The organism is Pseudomonas sp. zjy_15, from assembly GCF_043101865.1.
In the GTDB taxonomy this organism is placed as follows: domain Bacteria; phylum Pseudomonadota; class Gammaproteobacteria; order Pseudomonadales; family Pseudomonadaceae; genus Aquipseudomonas; species Aquipseudomonas putida_Y.
Window position 1 is genome coordinate 72,329 of record NZ_JBICII010000070.1, and the last position, 15,958, is coordinate 88,286.

Sequence of the window (15,958 nt, forward strand, 5' to 3'; positions counted from 1 at the left end):
ATCCAGTAAGCTGCACCAATTCGTCGGATGATTGGTTGAGTGGCATGAATACAGAGCTGACCAAGCGCTCCCTGGTGGAGTTGGCCGTAGAGCGCATGCGCGAATGCATCGTGCTGGGCGATTGGCAGGTCGGTCAGCGCCTGCCTACCGAGCCAGAGCTTGCCTTGCAACTGGGCATCAGCCGCAACACCGTGCGTGAGGCCATGCGCGTGCTGGCGTTCAGTGGCCTGGTGGAAATTCGCCAGGGCGACGGCAGCTACCTGCGCACTGCCCAGGACCCGCTGCAGGCGGTGCATGCGATGTCCCGCTGTACGCCCGATCAGGCCCGTGAAACCCGCCATATCCTCGAGGCGGAGGCCGTCGGCCTGGCAGCTTTGCGCCGTACCGATGCCGACCTGCAAGCGCTACGGGATGCTCTGGAAGGCAGTGCCGGGCATTTTCACGGCGATGTCGATGCCTATGTGGCCTGCGACCTGGTGTTCCACCAGCGGCTGGTCGATGCCGCCCACAACCCGGCATTAAGCGAGCTGTACCGTTACTTTTCCGGAGTCGTGGCTGCCGCTCTGCAACACAATATGGCGACCGTTCCGCGCTGCCAGGCTACGTTCGACTTGCATGGGCAGATCCTCGACGCCATCGAGCAGCATGACGCTGAACGGGCCAAGCGCCTGAGCCGTACCCTCATTGAATCCTGACACCGAGAAGGCCATGGCTGAATCCATCACCCGTAATACCCCGTCGGACGAGCGGGATCTCGATGAGCTGCTGATCGACGCTGAAGCTGACGACGAGCAGGTCCAGCAGCAGGCTGTGGTGCTGCGGCGGCCCTGGTTGTTGCTGCTGGGCCTGGTGCTGGTGGCCCTGAACCTGCGCCCGGCATTGTCAAGCATGGCGCCGGTGCTGGGCCAAGTATCTGAAGGCCTGGGGCTGAATGCTTCGCAGGCTGGATTGCTGACCACCTTGCCGGTGCTCTGCCTGGGCCTGTTTGCTCCCTTGGCGCCGGTGCTGGCGCGGCGCTTTGGCAGCGAGCGGGTGATTCTTGGCATCCTCGTCACCCTGGCACTTGGCCTCGTGGTACGAAGCACCTTTGGGGCTATTGGGGTGTTCCTCGGCAGCCTGATGGCGGGGGCCAGCATCGGCATTATCGGCGTGTTGTTGCCGGGTATCGTCAAGCGCGACTTTCCGCAGCACGCTGGCACGCTGACCGGCGTCTATACCATGGCATTATGCCTGGGCGCTGCCATGGCCGCGGGTGCCACCGTACCTTTGGCCCAGCATTTCGACGGCAGCTGGGCACTAGGGTTGGGCTTCTGGGTGCTGCCGGCCTTGCTGGCCATGCTGGTGTGGCTGCCACAGGCCCGCCAGGGGCATGGTCTGCACAAGGTGGCCTATCGCGTGCGAGGCCTGTGGCGTGATCCATTGGCCTGGCAGGTGACCCTGTACATGGGCCTGCAGTCATCACTGGCTTACATCGTGTTCGGTTGGTTGCCATCGATCCTGATCGGCCGCGGCCTCAGCCCGACCGAGGCAGGGCTGGTGCTGTCAGGGTCGGTAATCGTGCAGTTGATCAGCTCGCTCAGCGCCCCCTGGCTGGCCACCCGCGGCAAGGACCAGCGGCTGGCGATCGTGGTGGTCATGTCCGGTACGCTGGCGGGGCTGTTCGGTTGCCTGTATGCGCCACTTTCCGGACTGTGGGGGTGGGCCATTGTGCTGGGCCTGGGGCAGGGCGGTACCTTTGCCCTGGCACTGACCTTGATCGTGCTGCGCTCGAAGGATGCCCACGTGGCGGCGAACTTGTCGAGCATGGCCCAAGGGGTGGGTTATACCCTGGCTTCGATGGGGCCATTTGCGGTGGGCCTGGTGCATGACCTGACTGGCGGCTGGGCGGCCCTGGGCTGGATTTTTGCGGTGCTGGGCGTCGGCGCCATCGTGTTCGGTCTGGGGGCCGGGCGGGCGCTGCATGTGAAGGTGACCAGCGAGAAAGTCTGAGGCCTGTTTTGCAGTACGTCCTCTTACCCGCCAAGAGGACGGTACTGGCATAAGCCATCGGGGCAGATTATCGTGCAGTTTTCGAACCTAGGACGGACCAGCCCCCCATGAGCGATGCCAACCGCGCCCTGATCACCCGCTTCTACCAGGCTTTCCAGCGCCTGGATGCCGACGCCATGCTGGCCTGCTACAGCAACGATATCGTTTTCAGCGACCCGGTGTTCGGCACCCTGCGCGGCAAGGACGCAGGCGATATGTGGCGGATGCTCACTACTCGCGCCAAGGACTTCACCCTGACATTCGACAGCATACGCGCAGATGAGCACAGTGGCAGCGCGCACTGGGTGGCTACCTACCTGTTCAGCCAGACCGGGCGTATTGTGGTCAACGATATCCAGGCACGCTTTGTCATTCGTGATGGGCTGATTTGCCAGCATGACGACACCTTTGACCTGTGGCGCTGGTCGCGGCAAGCGTTGGGTATTCCTGGAATGCTGCTGGGGTGGTCGCCGCTGATGCAGAACAAGGTCCGCCTGCGGGCATTCAAGGGGTTGCGCGCATTCCAGCAGGCCCAGGGTGAGTGAAGTCGTCGAACCTGCTGTTGGTAAGCCCTGGTTCGTTTATCTGGTAAGGGCAGCCAATGGCTCGTTGTATTGCGGCATCAGCGATGACCCGCAGCGTCGGTTCGCCGCGCATCAGAAAGGGCAGGGCGCCCGCTATTTCAAGACCAGCCCGGCCCAGGCACTGGTCTATGTGGAGCAGTGGCCGGACAAGAGCGCGGCGCTGCGCCAGGAGCGGTTGGTGAAACGGCTGCGCAAGTCGGCGAAGGAGGCACTGGTGGCCTCCTTTGGCGGCTTGGGGGATATCAGTCCTTGCGGCGCTTCAGCTGATCCACCAACGTTGTTGGCAGCCCCTTGATGATCAAGGTCCCCGCCGCTTCGTCATACTCCACCTTGTCCCCCAGCAGATGTGCCTCGAAGCTGATCGACAGCCCCTCTGCACGCCCGGTGAAACGGCGGAACTGGTTGAGTGTGCGTTTGTCAGCAGGAATTTCCGGCGACAGGCCGTAGTCCTTGTTGCGGATGTGATCGTAGAACGCTTTGGGGCGATCCTCGTCGATCAGGCTGGACAGCTCTTCCAGCGTCACCGGCTCGCCCAGCTTGGTCTGGGTAGTGGCGTACTCGACCAGGGTCTGGGTCTTTTCGCGGGCAGATTCTTCCGGCAGGTCTTCACTTTCGACGAAATCGCTGAAGGCCTTGAGCAGGGTGCGGGTTTCGCCCGGGCCGTCGACGCCCTCCTGGCAGCCGATGAAGTCGCGGAAGTAGTCCGACACCTTCTTGCCGTTCTTGCCCTTGATGAACGAAATATACTGCCTGGAGTTCTGGTTGTTCTTCCACTCCGACAGGTTGATGCGTGCTGCCAGGTGCAGCTGGCCAAGGTCGAGGTGACGCGAAGGGGTCACGTCGAGCTCGGCATTCACCGCCACGCCTTCGCTATGGTGCAGCAGGGCGATCGCCAGGTACTCGGTCATGCCTTGCTGATAGTGGGCAAACAGGATGTGGCCGCCGGTGGACAGGTTGGACTCTTCCATCAGCTTCTGCAGGTGCTCGACAGCCACGCGGCTGAAGGCGGTGAAGTCCTTTTCTTCATCCAGGTACTGCTTCAGCCAGCCGCTCAGCGGGTAGGCCCCCGATTCGCCGTGGAAAAAGCCCCAGGCCTTGCCTTGCTTGGCGTTGTAGCTGTCATTGAGGTCGGCCAGCAGGTTTTCGATGGCATCGGAGGCAGCCAGTTCGGAGTCACGAGCATGCAGCACGGCGGGGCTGCCATCGGGCTTTTTGTCGATCAGGTGAACGATGCAATGACGGATTGGCATGGAATTCTCGGCGAGCTGCAAAAGTTGCCAAGTTTAACCTAGACCTGAGGTGATGCAGTGGCCGTATGTTGGCAGATATGTCTGTTGTTCGTTTTTTGTTCAATTTTGTGGTTTTTCAGCTGAAACCCCCGAAAAACCTGCATTTAATCAAAGTGCGAAGCGGATATTTATCCATTCCTGTGGTAGTTTTGCGCGGTCTTGCGCCCCTCGTGTGGCGCATTGCTGGCAGCACGCTTTCGCCGTGTCGAACCAAACGCCGATTTTCGTATCTACATACGCGATTGGCGCGGCCCTCCATTTCAAGGGGCTGGCCCGATAACGTCGTAGTTCGCTGCATAACCATCGAATTTGATAGGGAAGGAACACCACCATGGCATTGACCAAAGACCAACTGATTGCCGACATCGCCGAATCGATCGCCGCGCCAAAAGCCACCGCCAAGAATGCTCTGGAGCAACTGGGCCAGATCGTTGCCGACCAACTGGAAAACGGCGCTGAAATCACTCTGCCAGGCATCGGCAAGCTGAAAGTCTCCGAGCGTCCTGCCCGTACCGGCCGCAACCCTTCGACTGGCGCTGCCATCGAAATCGCTGCCAAGAAAGTCGTCAAGTTCGTTCCAGCCAAAGTGCTGACCGACGCCATCAACAAGTAATTGTTGTTTTGACGAAACCGCGCCCGGCTTGCCCGGGCGCGGTTTTTTCATGCCTGTGATTTACGCTGGGCGTGCCAGGTCTGGCGTGCGGCGTCGTCATGGAAGCTCCAGGCGACCATGCGGCTCTGTTTCTGTCCCTGGCCCATCTCAATGATGCGCACGGCCTTGGCGCCGGATTTCTTCAGTGCGGCTTCGATTCCTGGCAGGTTGCTGGCCTTGGACACCAGGCTGGTGAACCACAGCACCTGTTCGGCGTACTGCACGCTTTCGCCAACCAGCTGGGTGACAAAGCGGATTTCTCCGCCTTCGCACCACAGTTCATTGTTCTGGCCACCGAAGTTCAGCACCGGCAGCTTGCGTTTGGGGTCCTGCTTGCCGAGGTTCTTCCATTTGCGCTGGCTGCCGCGGGTGGCTTCGTCGCGTGAGGCATGGAAGGGCGGGTTGCACAGTGTCAGGTCGAAGCGTTCGCCCTCCTGCAGCAGGCCGCTGAGGATGTGCGCTCGGCTGGCCTGCTGGCGCAGGGAAATGGCTTTGCCCAGGCCATTGGCCTGGACGATAGCCTTGGCCGAGGCCAGAGCCACCGGGTCGATGTCTGAGCCGAGGAAGCGCCAGCGGTAGTCGCTGTGGCCCAGCAGTGGATAGATGCAGTTGGCCCCCACGCCGATGTCCAGCGCGCGCACTTGGGCGCCCCTTGGGACGTCGCCGGCATTGTCATCGGCCAACAGGTCGGCGGCTACGTGGATGTAGTCGGCACGGCCAGGAATGGGCGGGCACAGGTAATCGGCCGGGATGTCCCAGTGCTGGATGCCGTACTGGGCCTTGAGCAGTGCACGGTTGAACACGCGTACGGCTTCGGGGTTGGCAAAGTCGATGCTGGGCTTGCCGTGGGGGTTGGTGATGGTGAAACGGGCCAGATCAGGGTGGGCCTTGATCAGGCTGGGGAAGTCGTAGCGACCCTGGTGGCGGTTGCGCGGGTGCAGGGTGGGCTTGTTCGGGGTCATGGCAGTGTCCAGCCCTATACGAGCGGTGGCTTGAAGAACCTGGGGCTGCTATGCAGCCCTTTCGCGACACAAGGCCGCTCCCACAGGAGGGTGGCGCCTTGAAGGTTGGCGCCGTCCTGTGGGAGCGGCCTTGTGTCGCGAAAGGGCCGCGCAGCGGCCCCAACGGTCTCTCTAGTGATTACAGCGCAGCAATCCGCGCATGCTGCTCGGTGAAGTTGGCCAGGGCCTGTTCAGACTCGGCCAGCTTGGCGCGTTCTTTCTCGATCACGGCAGGCGGGGCCTTGTCGACGAAGGCTGCGTTGGACAGCTTGCCGCCAACACGTTGCACTTCACCTTGCAGACGCTGGATTTCCTTGTTCAGGCGCGCCAGCTCGGCATCCTTGTCGATCAGCCCGGCCATTGGCACCAGCACTTGCAGGTCACCTACCAGGGCGGTGGCCGACAGCGGCGCTTCGTCGGCATCACCCAGTACGGTGAACGACTCGACCTTGGCGAGCTTCTTCAGCAGCGCTTCGTTTTCCTGCAGGCGGCGCTGGTCGTCGGCGTTGGCGTTCTTCAGGAACAGCGGCAGCGGCTTGCCGGGGCCGATGTTCATTTCGGCGCGGATATTGCGCAGGCCGACCATCAGCTCTTTCAGCCACTCGATGTCGCCTTCGGCAGCGGCGTCAATGCGTGCTTCGTTGGCCACTGGCCATGGCTGCAGCATGATGGTCTTGCCGTCGATGCCGGCCAGCGGCGCGATGCGCTGCCAGATTTCTTCGGTGATGAACGGCATGAACGGATGCGCAAGACGCAGTGCCACTTCCAGTACGCGCACCAGGGTGCGGCGAGTGCCGCGGGCGCGCTCTACCGGGGCGTTTTCGTCCCACAGTACCGGTTTGGACAGCTCCAGGTACCAGTCGCAGTACTGGTTCCAGATGAACTCGTACAGCGCCTGGCTGGCCAGGTCGAAGCGGAACTGCTCCAGCTGGCGGGTTACTTCGGCTTCGGTACGCTGAAGCTGCGAGATGATCCAGCGGTCGGCCAGCGACAGCTCGTAGGCTTCGCCGTTCTGGCCACAGTCTTCACCCTTGTCCAGCACGTAGCGGGCGGCGTTCCAGATCTTGTTGCAGAAGTTGCGATAGCCTTCGACGCGGCCCATGTCGAACTTGATGTCGCGGCCAGTCGAGGCCAGCGAGCAGAAGGTGAAGCGCAGGGCGTCGGTGCCGTAGCTGGCAATACCTTCGGGGAACTCGGCTTTGGTCTGCTTGGCGATCTTCTCGGCAAGCTTGGGCTGCATCATGCCGCTGGTGCGTTTTTCCAGCAGGGCGTCGAGGGTGATACCGTCGACGATGTCCAGCGGGTCCAGCACGTTACCCTTGGACTTGGACATCTTCTGGCCCTGGCCGTCACGTACCAGGCCGTGCACGTACACGGTCTTGAACGGTACCTGCGGGGTGCCGTCTTCGTTCTTGATCAGGTGCATGGTCAGCATGATCATGCGCGCAACCCAGAAGAAGATGATGTCGAAGCCAGTCACCAGCACGTCGGTGGAATGGAACTTCTTGAGGAATTCGGTCTGTTCCGGCCAGCCCAGGGTGGAGAACGTCCACAGGCCCGAGCTGAACCAGGTGTCGAGTACGTCGTCATCCTGGCGCAGGACCACGTCGGCGCCCAGCTTGTGCTTGGTGCGTACTTCTTCCTCGCTGCGGCCGACGTAGACCTGGCCAGCCTCGTCGTACCACGCCGGAATACGGTGGCCCCACCACAGCTGGCGGCTGATGCACCAGTCCTGGATATCACGCATCCAGGAGAAGTACATGTTCTCGTATTGCTTGGGCACGAACTGGATGCGGCCATCTTCCACGGCAGCGATGGCAGGTTCTGCCAGCGGCTTGGTGGAAACGTACCACTGGTCGGTCAGCCACGGCTCGATGACCGTGCCGGAGCGGTCGCCTTTCGGCACTTTCAGGGCGTGGTCGTCGATGCTGACCAGCAGGCCCTGGGCGTCCAGGTCGGCGACGATCTGCTTGCGCGCGACAAAGCGGTCAAGGTTGGCGTACTGGGCCGGCAGTTGGGTGTCGACCTGCTCGTTGACGCTGCCGTCGAGGTTGAAGGCCTGGGCGTTGGCCAGCACGAAGGCATTCTTGTCGAAGATGTTCAGCAGCGGCAGGTTGTGACGCTTGCCGACTTCGTAGTCGTTGAAGTCGTGGGCCGGGGTGATCTTCACGCAACCGGTACCGAACTCGGGGTCGCAATAGTCATCGGCGATGATCGGGATGCGGCGGCCGACCAATGGCAGCTCGACGAATTTGCCGATCAGTGCCTGGTAGCGTTCGTCGTTCGGGTTGACTGCCACGGCGGCGTCACCCAGCAGGGTTTCCGGACGCGTGGTGGCAACCACCAGGTAGTCCTGGCCTTCGGCGGTCTTGGCGCCGTCGGCCAGCGGGTAGCGCAGGTTCCACAGGTGGCCTTTCTCGTCGTGGTTTTCCACTTCGAGGTCGGAGATGGCTGTGTGCAGCTTGGTGTCCCAGTTGACCAGGCGCTTGCCGCGGTAGATAAGGCCGTCTTCATGCAGGCGCACGAACGCTTCTTTCACTGCTTCGGACAGGCCATCGTCCATGGTAAAGCGCTCGCGGCTCCAGTCTACCGACGAGCCCAGGCGGCGAATCTGGCGGCTGATGTTGCCACCGGACTGATCCTTCCATTCCCAGACCTTTTCCAGGAACTTTTCGCGGCCCAGGTCATGACGGTTCTGGCCTTTGGCTTCAAGTTGGCGCTCGACCAGCATCTGCGTGGCGATACCCGCGTGATCGGTGCCTGGCTGCCACAGGGTATCGCGGCCTTGCATGCGGCGGAAACGGATCAGGGCGTCCATGATCGCGTTGTTGAACCCGTGGCCCATGTGCAGGCTGCCGGTCACGTTCGGCGGCGGGATCATGATGGTGTAGGACTCGCCTGCACCTTGTGGAGCGAAATAGTTCTCGGACTCCCAGGTGTTGTACCAGGAAGTTTCGATTGCGTGCGGCTGGTAGGTCTTATCCATGCGCGGCGGGACCCTGTGCATTTATTCGGGAAAGCCGGGAAGTATAACCAAGCTGGGGGCCGCAGGCGACAAGCTGCTGACAACTGTCGGAACAGTGTCGCCTGCCTCGCGGGCAAAGCGCAGGCTTCGAACCTGTGGGAGCGGGCTTGCCCGCGAAGCAGGCGACACCGCTGCCCGGTTCTACTCGGAACGCTTGATCAGCCGCTCGATCCGCGCATCCAGCCGGCGCTTGATTTCGTTCTCGATATGCGGGGTGAAGTCGTTGATCACGTCTTGCATGATCATCTGCGCTGCGGCACGCAGCTCGCTTTCCAGGTGCAGCAGGGTGTCCTGGCGGCGGGCCTGCGGGTCGTCCTCGGGTTCGGCAGCGACCGGTTCGGCGGGCGCCGCGGGGGCGCTGGCGGTTTCGTCCAGCAGCAACGGAATCTGCTCTACCGTCTCGGTGAGCAGCGGCGGTTGCAGGTCGGCGTCGCCAAGCAGCTGACGGATCGACTCGAGGTCATCGAGCAGGTGGGCGGAATCGGGCAAAGGGGAGGGCTTGTCCATCGTCGTCAAAGTCGCTGTAAGCGGTGGTCTTGCAGAGCATAGCCCTGTTCACGGTAGAAACGGAATCGCTCTCGGGCTGATTGGCGGATAGCGGGCTCTTCAACGACGATTTCGGCCACCCGCTCGAACTGCCCGACAAAGCCCGGCACGCTGGCGCCGAGGTTGATCAGCAGACCACAGTGCTTACCTGCGTCGTCGGCCAGGCCCAGAACCACGCCAGTATCGGCATGCACCTCGGCCAGGTCGTGGGGCACGAAGGCCTCGCCCTTGAAGCGCCACAAGCGTTGGTCCAGTTCACTGCGCTGTTCTGCATCCTGGCAGTGCAGATAGACCTGGTGGCCGAGGCGCCAGGCCTTTTCGCACAGCTTGCAGGCGAAATCGAGCCGCGCCGACAGCGAGTCGGTGGGCAGAATGTAGAAGTCGACTTTGCTCATGGTGGGAATCGCCGGCCGGTGGCGCGCAAGGCACCACCGGATTCACGGCGTCAGGCGCCAGCGCGGTCCAGCAGGTACTGGGTCAGCAGAGGTACCGGGCGGCCAGTGGCGCCTTTGTCCTTGCCGCCACTGACCCAGGCGGTACCGGCGATGTCCATGTGCGCCCAGTTGTAGGCTTTGGCGAAGCGCGACAGGAAGCAGCCAGCGGTGATCGTACCGGCCTTCGGCCCACCAATGTTGCCCATGTCGGCGAACGGGCTGTCCAGTTGTTCCTGGTATTCATCGAACAGCGGCAACTGCCAGGCACGGTCGTCGGCGCGCTTGCCGGCATCGAGCAACTGCCCGACCAGGTCGTCGTTGTTGCCCATCAGGCCGGAGGTGTGGCTGCCCAGGGCGACGATGCAGGCGCCGGTCAGGGTGGCGATGTCGATGACCGCCTGCGGTTTGAAGCGCTCGGCGTAGGTCAGGGTGTCGCACAGCACCAGGCGGCCTTCAGCATCGGTGTTGAGGATTTCCACGGTCTGGCCACTCATGGTGGTGACGATGTCACCCGGGCGGGTAGCACCGCCGCTTGGCATGTTCTCGGCGCAGGCCAGCAGGCACACCAGGTTGATCGGCAGTTGCAGTTCGAGCACTGCATGCAGGGTGCCGAACACACTGGCGGCGCCGCACATGTCGTACTTCATTTCGTCCATGCCGGCGCCTGGCTTGAGGCTGATGCCGCCGGTGTCGAAGGTAATGCCTTTACCCACCAGCACGAAAGGCTTGTCGGCCTTTTTGCCGCCCTGGTAATTGAGCACGATCAGGCGTGGTGGCTGGTCGCTGCCCTGACCCACGGCGTAGAACGCGCCCATGCCCAGGTCCTTGATCTTTTTCTCGTCCAGCACTTCAACCTTGAGGGCCTTGTGCGCCTTGCCCAGGTCTTTGGCCTGTTCGGCCAGGAAGCTTGGGTGGCAAAGGTTAGGCGGCAGGTTGCCAAGGTCGCGGGTGAAGGCCATGCCGCTGGCGATGGCGCTGGCATGCTTGACCGCGCGCTCGACTTCGGCCTGGCCGGCTTTGTCGGCCAGCAGGGTGACCTTTTTCAGCGCGCGCGGCTCGGCTTTCTGGCTCTTGAAGCGGTCGAACACATACTCGCCGTCCAGCAGGGTTTCGGCCAGCAGGCGGTACTTGCCGTAATGGGCGTCGCGGTTGCTGACCGCGATATCGTCCAGGGCCAGCACTGCGTCAGTGCCGTTCAGGCCCTTGAGCACGCCAGCGACACTGGTCACCAGTTTGCGCCAGGCGCGGTCGCCCATGGCTTCTTCCTTGCCGCTACCTACCAGCAGCACGCGCTCGGCCTTCAGGCCCGGGAGGTTCTGTAGCAGCAGGGTCTGGCCCGGCTTGCCGGCCAGGTCGCCGCGCTTGAGCACGGCGCTGATGGCCCCTTCGCAGGCCTGGTCGGCAGCCTTGGCAACAGCGCCGAGCTTGCGGTTTTCCCCTACCGGAAGGACCAGGGTGGCGGTTTTTACGGATGCAGCAGCTACGCTTTTTACAACCAGTTCCATGACAGGATCCCCGAATGATCGATACGAATGGCGCTGTGTGTTCCAGCGCTCTGGACGGGCCTGGCCGCGTCGTCGCGCACCAGCGGAAAAGCTGCCAGTTTGAGCCTGTGGCAAGCGTGCTGACAACCCCGATGTGCGCCTTCGTACGCGGCCAAGTGACAGGGGCGGTCAATCACAGGATAATGCGCGCACTTTACATGGAGGTTCGCCTTTGGCGAACCGGCATTGGTCTTGGATGTACTAAGTCATTGTTTGGCGCCATTGCATGGCTGTCCGCCCTGACAACCCAGGAGTGTCTGGTTTGATCGTCTTTCGTTATCTGTCCCGCGAGGTCCTGGTCACCTTGAGCGCCGTCAGCGCTGTGCTGTTGGTGATCATCATGAGCGGGCGCTTCATCAAGTACCTGGCCCAGGCTGCCCAGGGCGTGCTCGACCCGGGCGTGTTGTTCCTGATCATGGGCTTCCGCTTGCCAGGCTTCCTGCAACTGATCCTGCCTCTGGGGCTGTTCCTCGGCATCCTCCTGGCTTACGGGCGCCTGTACCTGGAAAGCGAGATGACCGTACTGTCGGCCACGGGCATGAGCCAGCAGCGCCTGCTGGGCATGACCATGGCACCGGCTGCCCTGGTTGCCCTGCTGGTGGCCTGGCTGAGCCTGAGCCTGGCCCCGCTGGGCGTGGCCCAGGTGCAGCAGATCATCAGCCAGCAGGACGCCCTGACCGAGTTCGACACCTTGGTGCCAGGCCGCTTCCAGACCTTGCGTGATGGTTCGCGGGTAACCTATACCGAGCAATTGTCGGATGACCGTATCAACCTGGGCGGGGTGTTCATCTCCGAGAAGCGCTTCAACCAGGACAAGACCAAGGACCGCGCCCCGTCGGTGCTGGTCGCCGAGAAGGGCCACCAGGAAATCCAGGCCGACGGCAACCGCTACCTGGTCCTGGAGAACGGTTACCGCTACGACGGCAACCCGGGCCAGGCCGACTACCGCGCCATCAAATATGACACCTACGGCGTGCTGCTGCCCAAGCCGGAAGTCGCCGAGGAAGTGACCGAGCGCGAAGCGCTTCCCACTTCCGAACTGATCGGCAAGGAGGGCCTGCGTGAGCGTGCCGAGCTGCAATGGCGGCTGTCGCTGCCGATCCTGGTGTTCGTCGTCACCCTGCTGGCGGTGCCGCTGTCGCGGGTCAACCCGCGCCAGGGCCGCTTCCTCAAGCTGCTGCCGGCAATTCTTCTGTACATGGCCTACCTGACAATGCTGATTTCCGTACGCGGCGCCCTCGAGAAGGGCAAGCTGCCGATTGCCTTGGGCATGTGGTGGGTCCACGGCCTGTTCCTGCTGATCGGCCTTGGCCTGATGTACTGGGAGCCGCTGCGCCTCAAACGCGCCGCCCGCCGTGCGGAGGTGGCCCATGGCTAAGCTCGATCGCTACATCGGCCAGAGCGTGCTGCTGGCCATTCTGGCTGTGCTGGGGATCATCCTCGGCCTGGCTTCGCTTTTCGCCTTCATCGATGAGATGGGCGACCTGAGTGACACCTACACGTTGATGGAAGCGGGCAACTATGTCCTGCTTACCGCACCTCGGCGGCTGTATGAAATGCTGCCAATGGCCGCCTTGATCGGTTGCCTGATCGGTCTTGGCAGTCTGGCCAGCAGCAGCGAGCTGACCATCATGCGTGCGGCTGGCGTGTCCATCGGCCGTATCGTCTGGGCGGTGATGAAACCGATGCTGGTGCTGATGCTGGTTGGTCTGCTGATTGGCGAATATGTGGCTCCGGTGACCGAGAACAAGGCCCAGGCCGACCGTTCCCTGGCCCAAGGTGGTGGTGAAGCACAAAGTTCCAAGCGCGGTATGTGGCACCGCCAGGGCGAGGAGTATGTGCACATCAACGCCGTGCAGCCCAATGGCCTGCTGCTGGGCGTGACCCGCTACCGCTTCGACAGCGAGCGCAAGATCGTCACCTCGAGCTTTGCCCGCCGTGCGCAGTACCAGAACGACCACTGGCTGCTCGCTGATGTGCGTACCACCTACTTCCGTGGCGACCACACCGAGGTGGTCAGCGCGCCGGAGGAACGCTGGGATGTTTCGCTCACGCCAGAACTGCTCAATACCGTGATCCTCGCGCCGGAGTCGCTTTCGATTACCGGGTTGTGGGACTACATCCACTACCTGTCTGACCAGGGCCTGAACAACTCCCGTTACTGGCTGGCGTTCTGGAATAAGGTGCTGCAGCCGATGGTTACGGCGGCCCTGGTGCTGATGGCGATCTCGTTCATCTTTGGCCCGCTGCGTTCGGTAACCCTTGGTCAGCGTGTGTTCACGGGTGTACTGGTGGGCTTCGTGTTTCGCATTGGCCAGGACCTGCTCGGGCCTTCGAGCCAGGTATTCGGCTTCCCGCCGCTGCTGGCGGTAGTGATACCGGGGGGCATCTGTGCCTTGGCCGGCCTGTGGTTGTTGCGCCGGGCAGGGTAATAGCCTGAGGTACACAAGAAAGCCGACCTCAGGGTCGGCTTTTTCATGGGTGTTGATCTATTCCGGCCTCTTCGCGGGTAAACCCGCTCCTACAGGTACCGCGCAAGCATCAAGAAAGGGCCCGAACCGGCAACGCCAATCCTCTGGCTTATTTCTTCTGTTTAGGCACCCGCACCAGCTGGCTTTCCGAATAGATGTCATGCCAACCGCGCTTGCGCTTGTCGATCAGCACCCAGAAAAAACCCAGCCCCAGGCACAGCCACGAGGCGATCGATACGACGAACCGCAATAGCGCCTGCCACAGGCTGATGGCCGAACCATCGGCATTCTGCACCCGAACGCCCCATACCTGCATACCGAGCGTCTGCCCACCGTGGGTCCAGAACTTGGCAAAGAAGCCGAACAGGGCAAACAGCAATACCGTAGACAGCAGTGGGTCGCCATCCAGTGCGCCAGCCTCGGTCAGCTCGCGCATGCGTGCTTCACCGATGATCGACATCTGAATCATCTTGTAGGCGCCGGCGGTCACGATCAGCAACGCGGTGCACAGTAAAAAGTCATAGAACATCGCTGCCAGGCGCCGGCCCAGGCCGACCGGCGGAAAATCCCCCTGGGGTGTGAGTAGAGGCTTTGACATGCAGGACGCTCCGAAAGACGAGCCTACTATTCTACGGGCAAAAAAAAGCCCCTGCACTTGGCAGGGGCTTTTCAAAGTCTGGTGCTGGATTCAGACAGGTTGAACCTTGTCAGCCTGCATGCCTTTCTGGCCCTGGACTGCTTCGAAGGTTACTTGCTGGCCTTCTTTCAGGCTCTTGAAGCCGTTGCCTTCGATAGCGCGGAAGTGCACGAAGAGATCCGGACCGCTTTCTGGGGTGATGAAGCCGTAACCTTTTTCGTCATTGAACCACTTGACGGTACCCTTCTGACGCTCAGCCATTGTCTTATTTCCTATGAAACTTAAATTTTGATGACAGTTTCTTTCGCACTTTTTTGTAAGCGAAAGATTACTGGGCTGGGTTGCAGGAAGTAAGAGACGTCGAACGGGTTGTAGCAAATCTCGGCTACTGGCCCAGGTCACGAACTGTTGCGACCCATGCAAACACAGTGCAGTGACTCTACGCCAACTGCCGAGCGAAAAACAAGCCCTTGGTCGTATGGAAAACTGGCCGTTTGCCAATAACCGACCGATTTGTCGGAAACGGCATGGCGCCTGGCCTGGCGCCATGTTCAAAAGTTATTGGGCAGGTTCGAAAACGAATATGTCGACGCTGCCCAAAACCTTCACAAAGCCGTTTCAGCCACGGTAGTAACGTGGTGTCACGAAAGGCATTTTGCTGACTTTCAAGGCCACCTTCTTTCCACGCACCACGGCAAACAGTGCAGTGTCGAGTGCAGCATGTTCACTATCGATATAACCCATTGCGACAGGTGCAGCGAGTGTCGGGCCAAAGCCCCCACTGCATACTTTACCTACCGGTTTATCGTTTGCGTCGACAATGTCCGCACCTTCACGAACAGGCGTACGCTCCTGTGGCAACAGGCCAACACGTTTGCGCGCCACACCATCGCGCAGATGGGCGAAGATCGCCTCGGCACCAGGGAAGCCGGCAGCACGTGCACCCTCGGCACGGCGCACCTTGGAAATCGCCCACAGCAGGCTGGCTTCGATCGGCGTAGTCTCGCCGTTCATGTCGTGGCCATACAGGCATAGGCCGGCTTCCAGACGCAGCGAGTCGCGTGCGCCCAAGCCGATCGGCTGTACTTCCGGTTCGGCCAGCAGGCGGCGGGCCAAGGCGTCGGCAGCGCTCACCGGTACCGAGATCTCGTAGCCATCTTCGCCGGTGTAACCCGAGCGGCTGACGAAACAGTCCACGTCCAGCAGCTTTACCCGGCGGAACTGCATGAAGGTCATGCCGGCCACTTCTGGAGCCAGACGTTCCAGCACGTTGACTGCAGCCGGGCCTTGCAGGGCGAGCAGGGCACGGTCCTCGAACAGCGGCTGCACCTCGCAACGGCTGCCGATGTGCGTTTGCAAGTGAGCCAGGTCCTGCTCCTTGCAGGCGGCGTTGACTACCAGGAACAGGGCATCGTCGCCCAGGTTGGCAACCATCAGGTCGTCGAGAATGCCGCCTTGCTCATTGGTGAACATGGCATAGCGCTGCATGCCCACCGGCAGGTCGATGATATCCACCGGTACCAGGCTTTCCAGCGCCTTGGCAGCGTCAGCGCCACGCAGAATGATCTGGCCCATGTGCGAGACGTCGAACAGGCCGGCCTGCTCGCGGGTGTGCAAGTGTTCCTTGAGCACGCCCAGCGGGTACTGCACCGGCATGTCGTAGCCGGCGAACGGCACCATGCGCGCACCCAGTTCCAGGTGCAGAGCGTGCAGTGGGGTCTTGAGCAGTGTTTCGGACATCGATGAC

16 protein-coding genes are annotated in these 15,958 nt (G+C 61.8%); 7 read left to right on the forward strand and 9 right to left on the reverse strand.

Translation table 11 applies throughout. The features are described 5' to 3' along the window. The first annotated feature begins 44 nt into the window (after nucleotides 1-44). The 4 genes from ACF8EF_RS13615 (at nucleotide 45) to ACF8EF_RS13630 (ending at nucleotide 2,907) form a co-directional block, all read left to right on the forward strand. On the forward strand, nucleotides 45-695 hold the full coding sequence (locus tag ACF8EF_RS13615) for a FadR/GntR family transcriptional regulator (RefSeq protein WP_176683732.1): 651 nt from the start codon (nucleotides 45-47) through the stop codon (nucleotides 693-695). Nucleotides 696-708: 13 nt separating this feature from the next. After that, nucleotides 709-1,989 carry a CynX/NimT family MFS transporter gene (locus ACF8EF_RS13620; protein ID WP_392461952.1) on the forward strand — a complete coding sequence of 427 codons (1,281 nt, stop codon included), beginning with the start codon at nucleotides 709-711 and terminating at the stop codon, nucleotides 1,987-1,989. Between the two features lie 107 nt (nucleotides 1,990-2,096). Next, entirely contained in the window at nucleotides 2,097-2,573 is a 477-nt protein-coding gene (locus tag ACF8EF_RS13625; protein ID WP_392461953.1) for a nuclear transport factor 2 family protein, read from the forward strand. Beyond that, complete coding sequence (locus ACF8EF_RS13630; RefSeq protein ID WP_176683729.1) at nucleotides 2,566-2,907, forward strand: GIY-YIG nuclease family protein; 342 nt, start codon at nucleotides 2,566-2,568, stop codon at nucleotides 2,905-2,907. Before ACF8EF_RS13625 ends, ACF8EF_RS13630 begins: the two co-directional genes overlap by 8 nt. Here ACF8EF_RS13630 and yejK read toward each other — a convergent pair. Next, nucleotides 2,855-3,862 (reverse strand): nucleoid-associated protein YejK, encoded by a 1,008-nt coding sequence (gene yejK, locus ACF8EF_RS13635; protein ID WP_021781869.1) that lies wholly within the window; start codon nucleotides 3,860-3,862, stop codon nucleotides 2,855-2,857. The genes ACF8EF_RS13630 and yejK overlap by 53 nt on opposite strands. 370 nt (nucleotides 3,863-4,232) lie before the next feature. Between yejK and ACF8EF_RS13640 the strand changes: the two genes are divergently transcribed. Beyond that, nucleotides 4,233-4,514, forward strand: a complete 282-nt coding sequence (locus ACF8EF_RS13640) for an HU family DNA-binding protein (protein WP_003255106.1) — start codon at nucleotides 4,233-4,235, stop codon at nucleotides 4,512-4,514. A 47-nt stretch (nucleotides 4,515-4,561) separates the two neighbouring features. Here ACF8EF_RS13640 and rlmF read toward each other — a convergent pair whose 3' ends face one another. The 5 genes from rlmF to ACF8EF_RS13665 form a co-directional block, all read right to left on the reverse strand. After that, entirely contained in the window at nucleotides 4,562-5,515 is a 954-nt protein-coding gene (gene rlmF, locus ACF8EF_RS13645; RefSeq protein WP_176683728.1) for a 23S rRNA (adenine(1618)-N(6))-methyltransferase RlmF, read from the reverse strand. A gap of 178 nt (nucleotides 5,516-5,693) precedes the next feature. Beyond that, complete coding sequence (locus tag ACF8EF_RS13650) at nucleotides 5,694-8,540, reverse strand: valine--tRNA ligase (protein ID WP_176683727.1); 2,847 nt, start codon at nucleotides 8,538-8,540, stop codon at nucleotides 5,694-5,696. Nucleotides 8,541-8,720: 180 nt separating this feature from the next. Then, nucleotides 8,721-9,086 (reverse strand): DNA polymerase III subunit chi, encoded by a 366-nt coding sequence (locus ACF8EF_RS13655; protein WP_209967819.1) that lies wholly within the window; start codon nucleotides 9,084-9,086, stop codon nucleotides 8,721-8,723. Between the two features lie 5 nt (nucleotides 9,087-9,091). After that, complete coding sequence (locus ACF8EF_RS13660) at nucleotides 9,092-9,520, reverse strand: DNA polymerase III subunit chi (RefSeq protein WP_176683725.1); 429 nt, start codon at nucleotides 9,518-9,520, stop codon at nucleotides 9,092-9,094. Nucleotides 9,521-9,570: 50 nt separating this feature from the next. Continuing rightward, complete coding sequence (locus ACF8EF_RS13665; RefSeq protein ID WP_209967817.1) at nucleotides 9,571-11,064, reverse strand: leucyl aminopeptidase; 1,494 nt, start codon at nucleotides 11,062-11,064, stop codon at nucleotides 9,571-9,573. A 301-nt stretch (nucleotides 11,065-11,365) separates the two neighbouring features. Here ACF8EF_RS13665 and lptF point away from each other — a divergent pair, with 301 nt between their 5' ends. Together lptF and lptG are read left to right on the forward strand one after the other, a co-directional pair. Continuing rightward, nucleotides 11,366-12,481 carry an LPS export ABC transporter permease LptF gene (lptF, locus tag ACF8EF_RS13670; RefSeq protein WP_004575655.1) on the forward strand — a complete coding sequence of 372 codons (1,116 nt, stop codon included), beginning with the start codon at nucleotides 11,366-11,368 and terminating at the stop codon, nucleotides 12,479-12,481. Continuing rightward, nucleotides 12,474-13,535, forward strand: a complete 1,062-nt coding sequence (gene lptG, locus ACF8EF_RS13675) for an LPS export ABC transporter permease LptG (RefSeq protein WP_176683723.1) — start codon at nucleotides 12,474-12,476, stop codon at nucleotides 13,533-13,535. Before lptF ends, lptG begins: the two co-directional genes overlap by 8 nt. A gap of 148 nt (nucleotides 13,536-13,683) precedes the next feature. Here the strand turns inward: lptG and ACF8EF_RS13680 are convergent, their stop codons facing one another. From ACF8EF_RS13680 to gcvT, 3 genes are all read right to left on the reverse strand, one after another. Further along, nucleotides 13,684-14,172 (reverse strand): RDD family protein, encoded by a 489-nt coding sequence (locus ACF8EF_RS13680; RefSeq protein ID WP_003255094.1) that lies wholly within the window; start codon nucleotides 14,170-14,172, stop codon nucleotides 13,684-13,686. 90 nt (nucleotides 14,173-14,262) lie between these two features. Then, a complete protein-coding gene (locus ACF8EF_RS13685; RefSeq protein ID WP_014589840.1) occupies nucleotides 14,263-14,472 on the reverse strand; it encodes a cold-shock protein in 210 nt (69 codons plus the stop codon). A gap of 357 nt (nucleotides 14,473-14,829) precedes the next feature. Then, nucleotides 14,830-15,951 (reverse strand): glycine cleavage system aminomethyltransferase GcvT, encoded by a 1,122-nt coding sequence (gene gcvT / locus ACF8EF_RS13690; protein WP_176683721.1) that lies wholly within the window; start codon nucleotides 15,949-15,951, stop codon nucleotides 14,830-14,832. Nucleotides 15,952-15,958: the final 7 nt, after the last annotated feature.

Bases quoted from the DNA above. Each gene is read 5' to 3' on its own strand.
- ACF8EF_RS13615 (WP_176683732.1), top strand. From the start codon at position 45: ATGAATACAGAGCTGACCAAGCGCTCCCTGGTGGAGTTGGCCGTAGAG.
- ACF8EF_RS13620 (WP_392461952.1), top strand. From the start codon at position 709: ATGGCTGAATCCATCACCCGTAATACCCCGTCGGACGAGCGGGATCTC.
- ACF8EF_RS13625 (WP_392461953.1), top strand. From the start codon at position 2,097: ATGAGCGATGCCAACCGCGCCCTGATCACCCGCTTCTACCAGGCTTTC.
- yejK (WP_021781869.1), bottom strand. From the start codon at position 3,862: ATGCCAATCCGTCATTGCATCGTTCACCTGATCGACAAAAAGCCCGAT.
- ACF8EF_RS13640 (WP_003255106.1), top strand. From the start codon at position 4,233: ATGGCATTGACCAAAGACCAACTGATTGCCGACATCGCCGAATCGATC.
- rlmF (WP_176683728.1), bottom strand. From the start codon at position 5,515: ATGACCCCGAACAAGCCCACCCTGCACCCGCGCAACCGCCACCAGGGT.
- ACF8EF_RS13650 (WP_176683727.1), bottom strand. From the start codon at position 8,540: ATGGATAAGACCTACCAGCCGCACGCAATCGAAACTTCCTGGTACAAC.
- ACF8EF_RS13655 (WP_209967819.1), bottom strand. From the start codon at position 9,086: ATGGACAAGCCCTCCCCTTTGCCCGATTCCGCCCACCTGCTCGATGAC.
- ACF8EF_RS13660 (WP_176683725.1), bottom strand. From the start codon at position 9,520: ATGAGCAAAGTCGACTTCTACATTCTGCCCACCGACTCGCTGTCGGCG.
- ACF8EF_RS13665 (WP_209967817.1), bottom strand. From the start codon at position 11,064: ATGGAACTGGTTGTAAAAAGCGTAGCTGCTGCATCCGTAAAAACCGCC.
- lptG (WP_176683723.1), top strand. From the start codon at position 12,474: ATGGCTAAGCTCGATCGCTACATCGGCCAGAGCGTGCTGCTGGCCATT.
- ACF8EF_RS13680 (WP_003255094.1), bottom strand. From the start codon at position 14,172: ATGTCAAAGCCTCTACTCACACCCCAGGGGGATTTTCCGCCGGTCGGC.
- ACF8EF_RS13685 (WP_014589840.1), bottom strand. From the start codon at position 14,472: ATGGCTGAGCGTCAGAAGGGTACCGTCAAGTGGTTCAATGACGAAAAA.
- gcvT (WP_176683721.1), bottom strand. From the start codon at position 15,951: ATGTCCGAAACACTGCTCAAGACCCCACTGCACGCTCTGCACCTGGAA.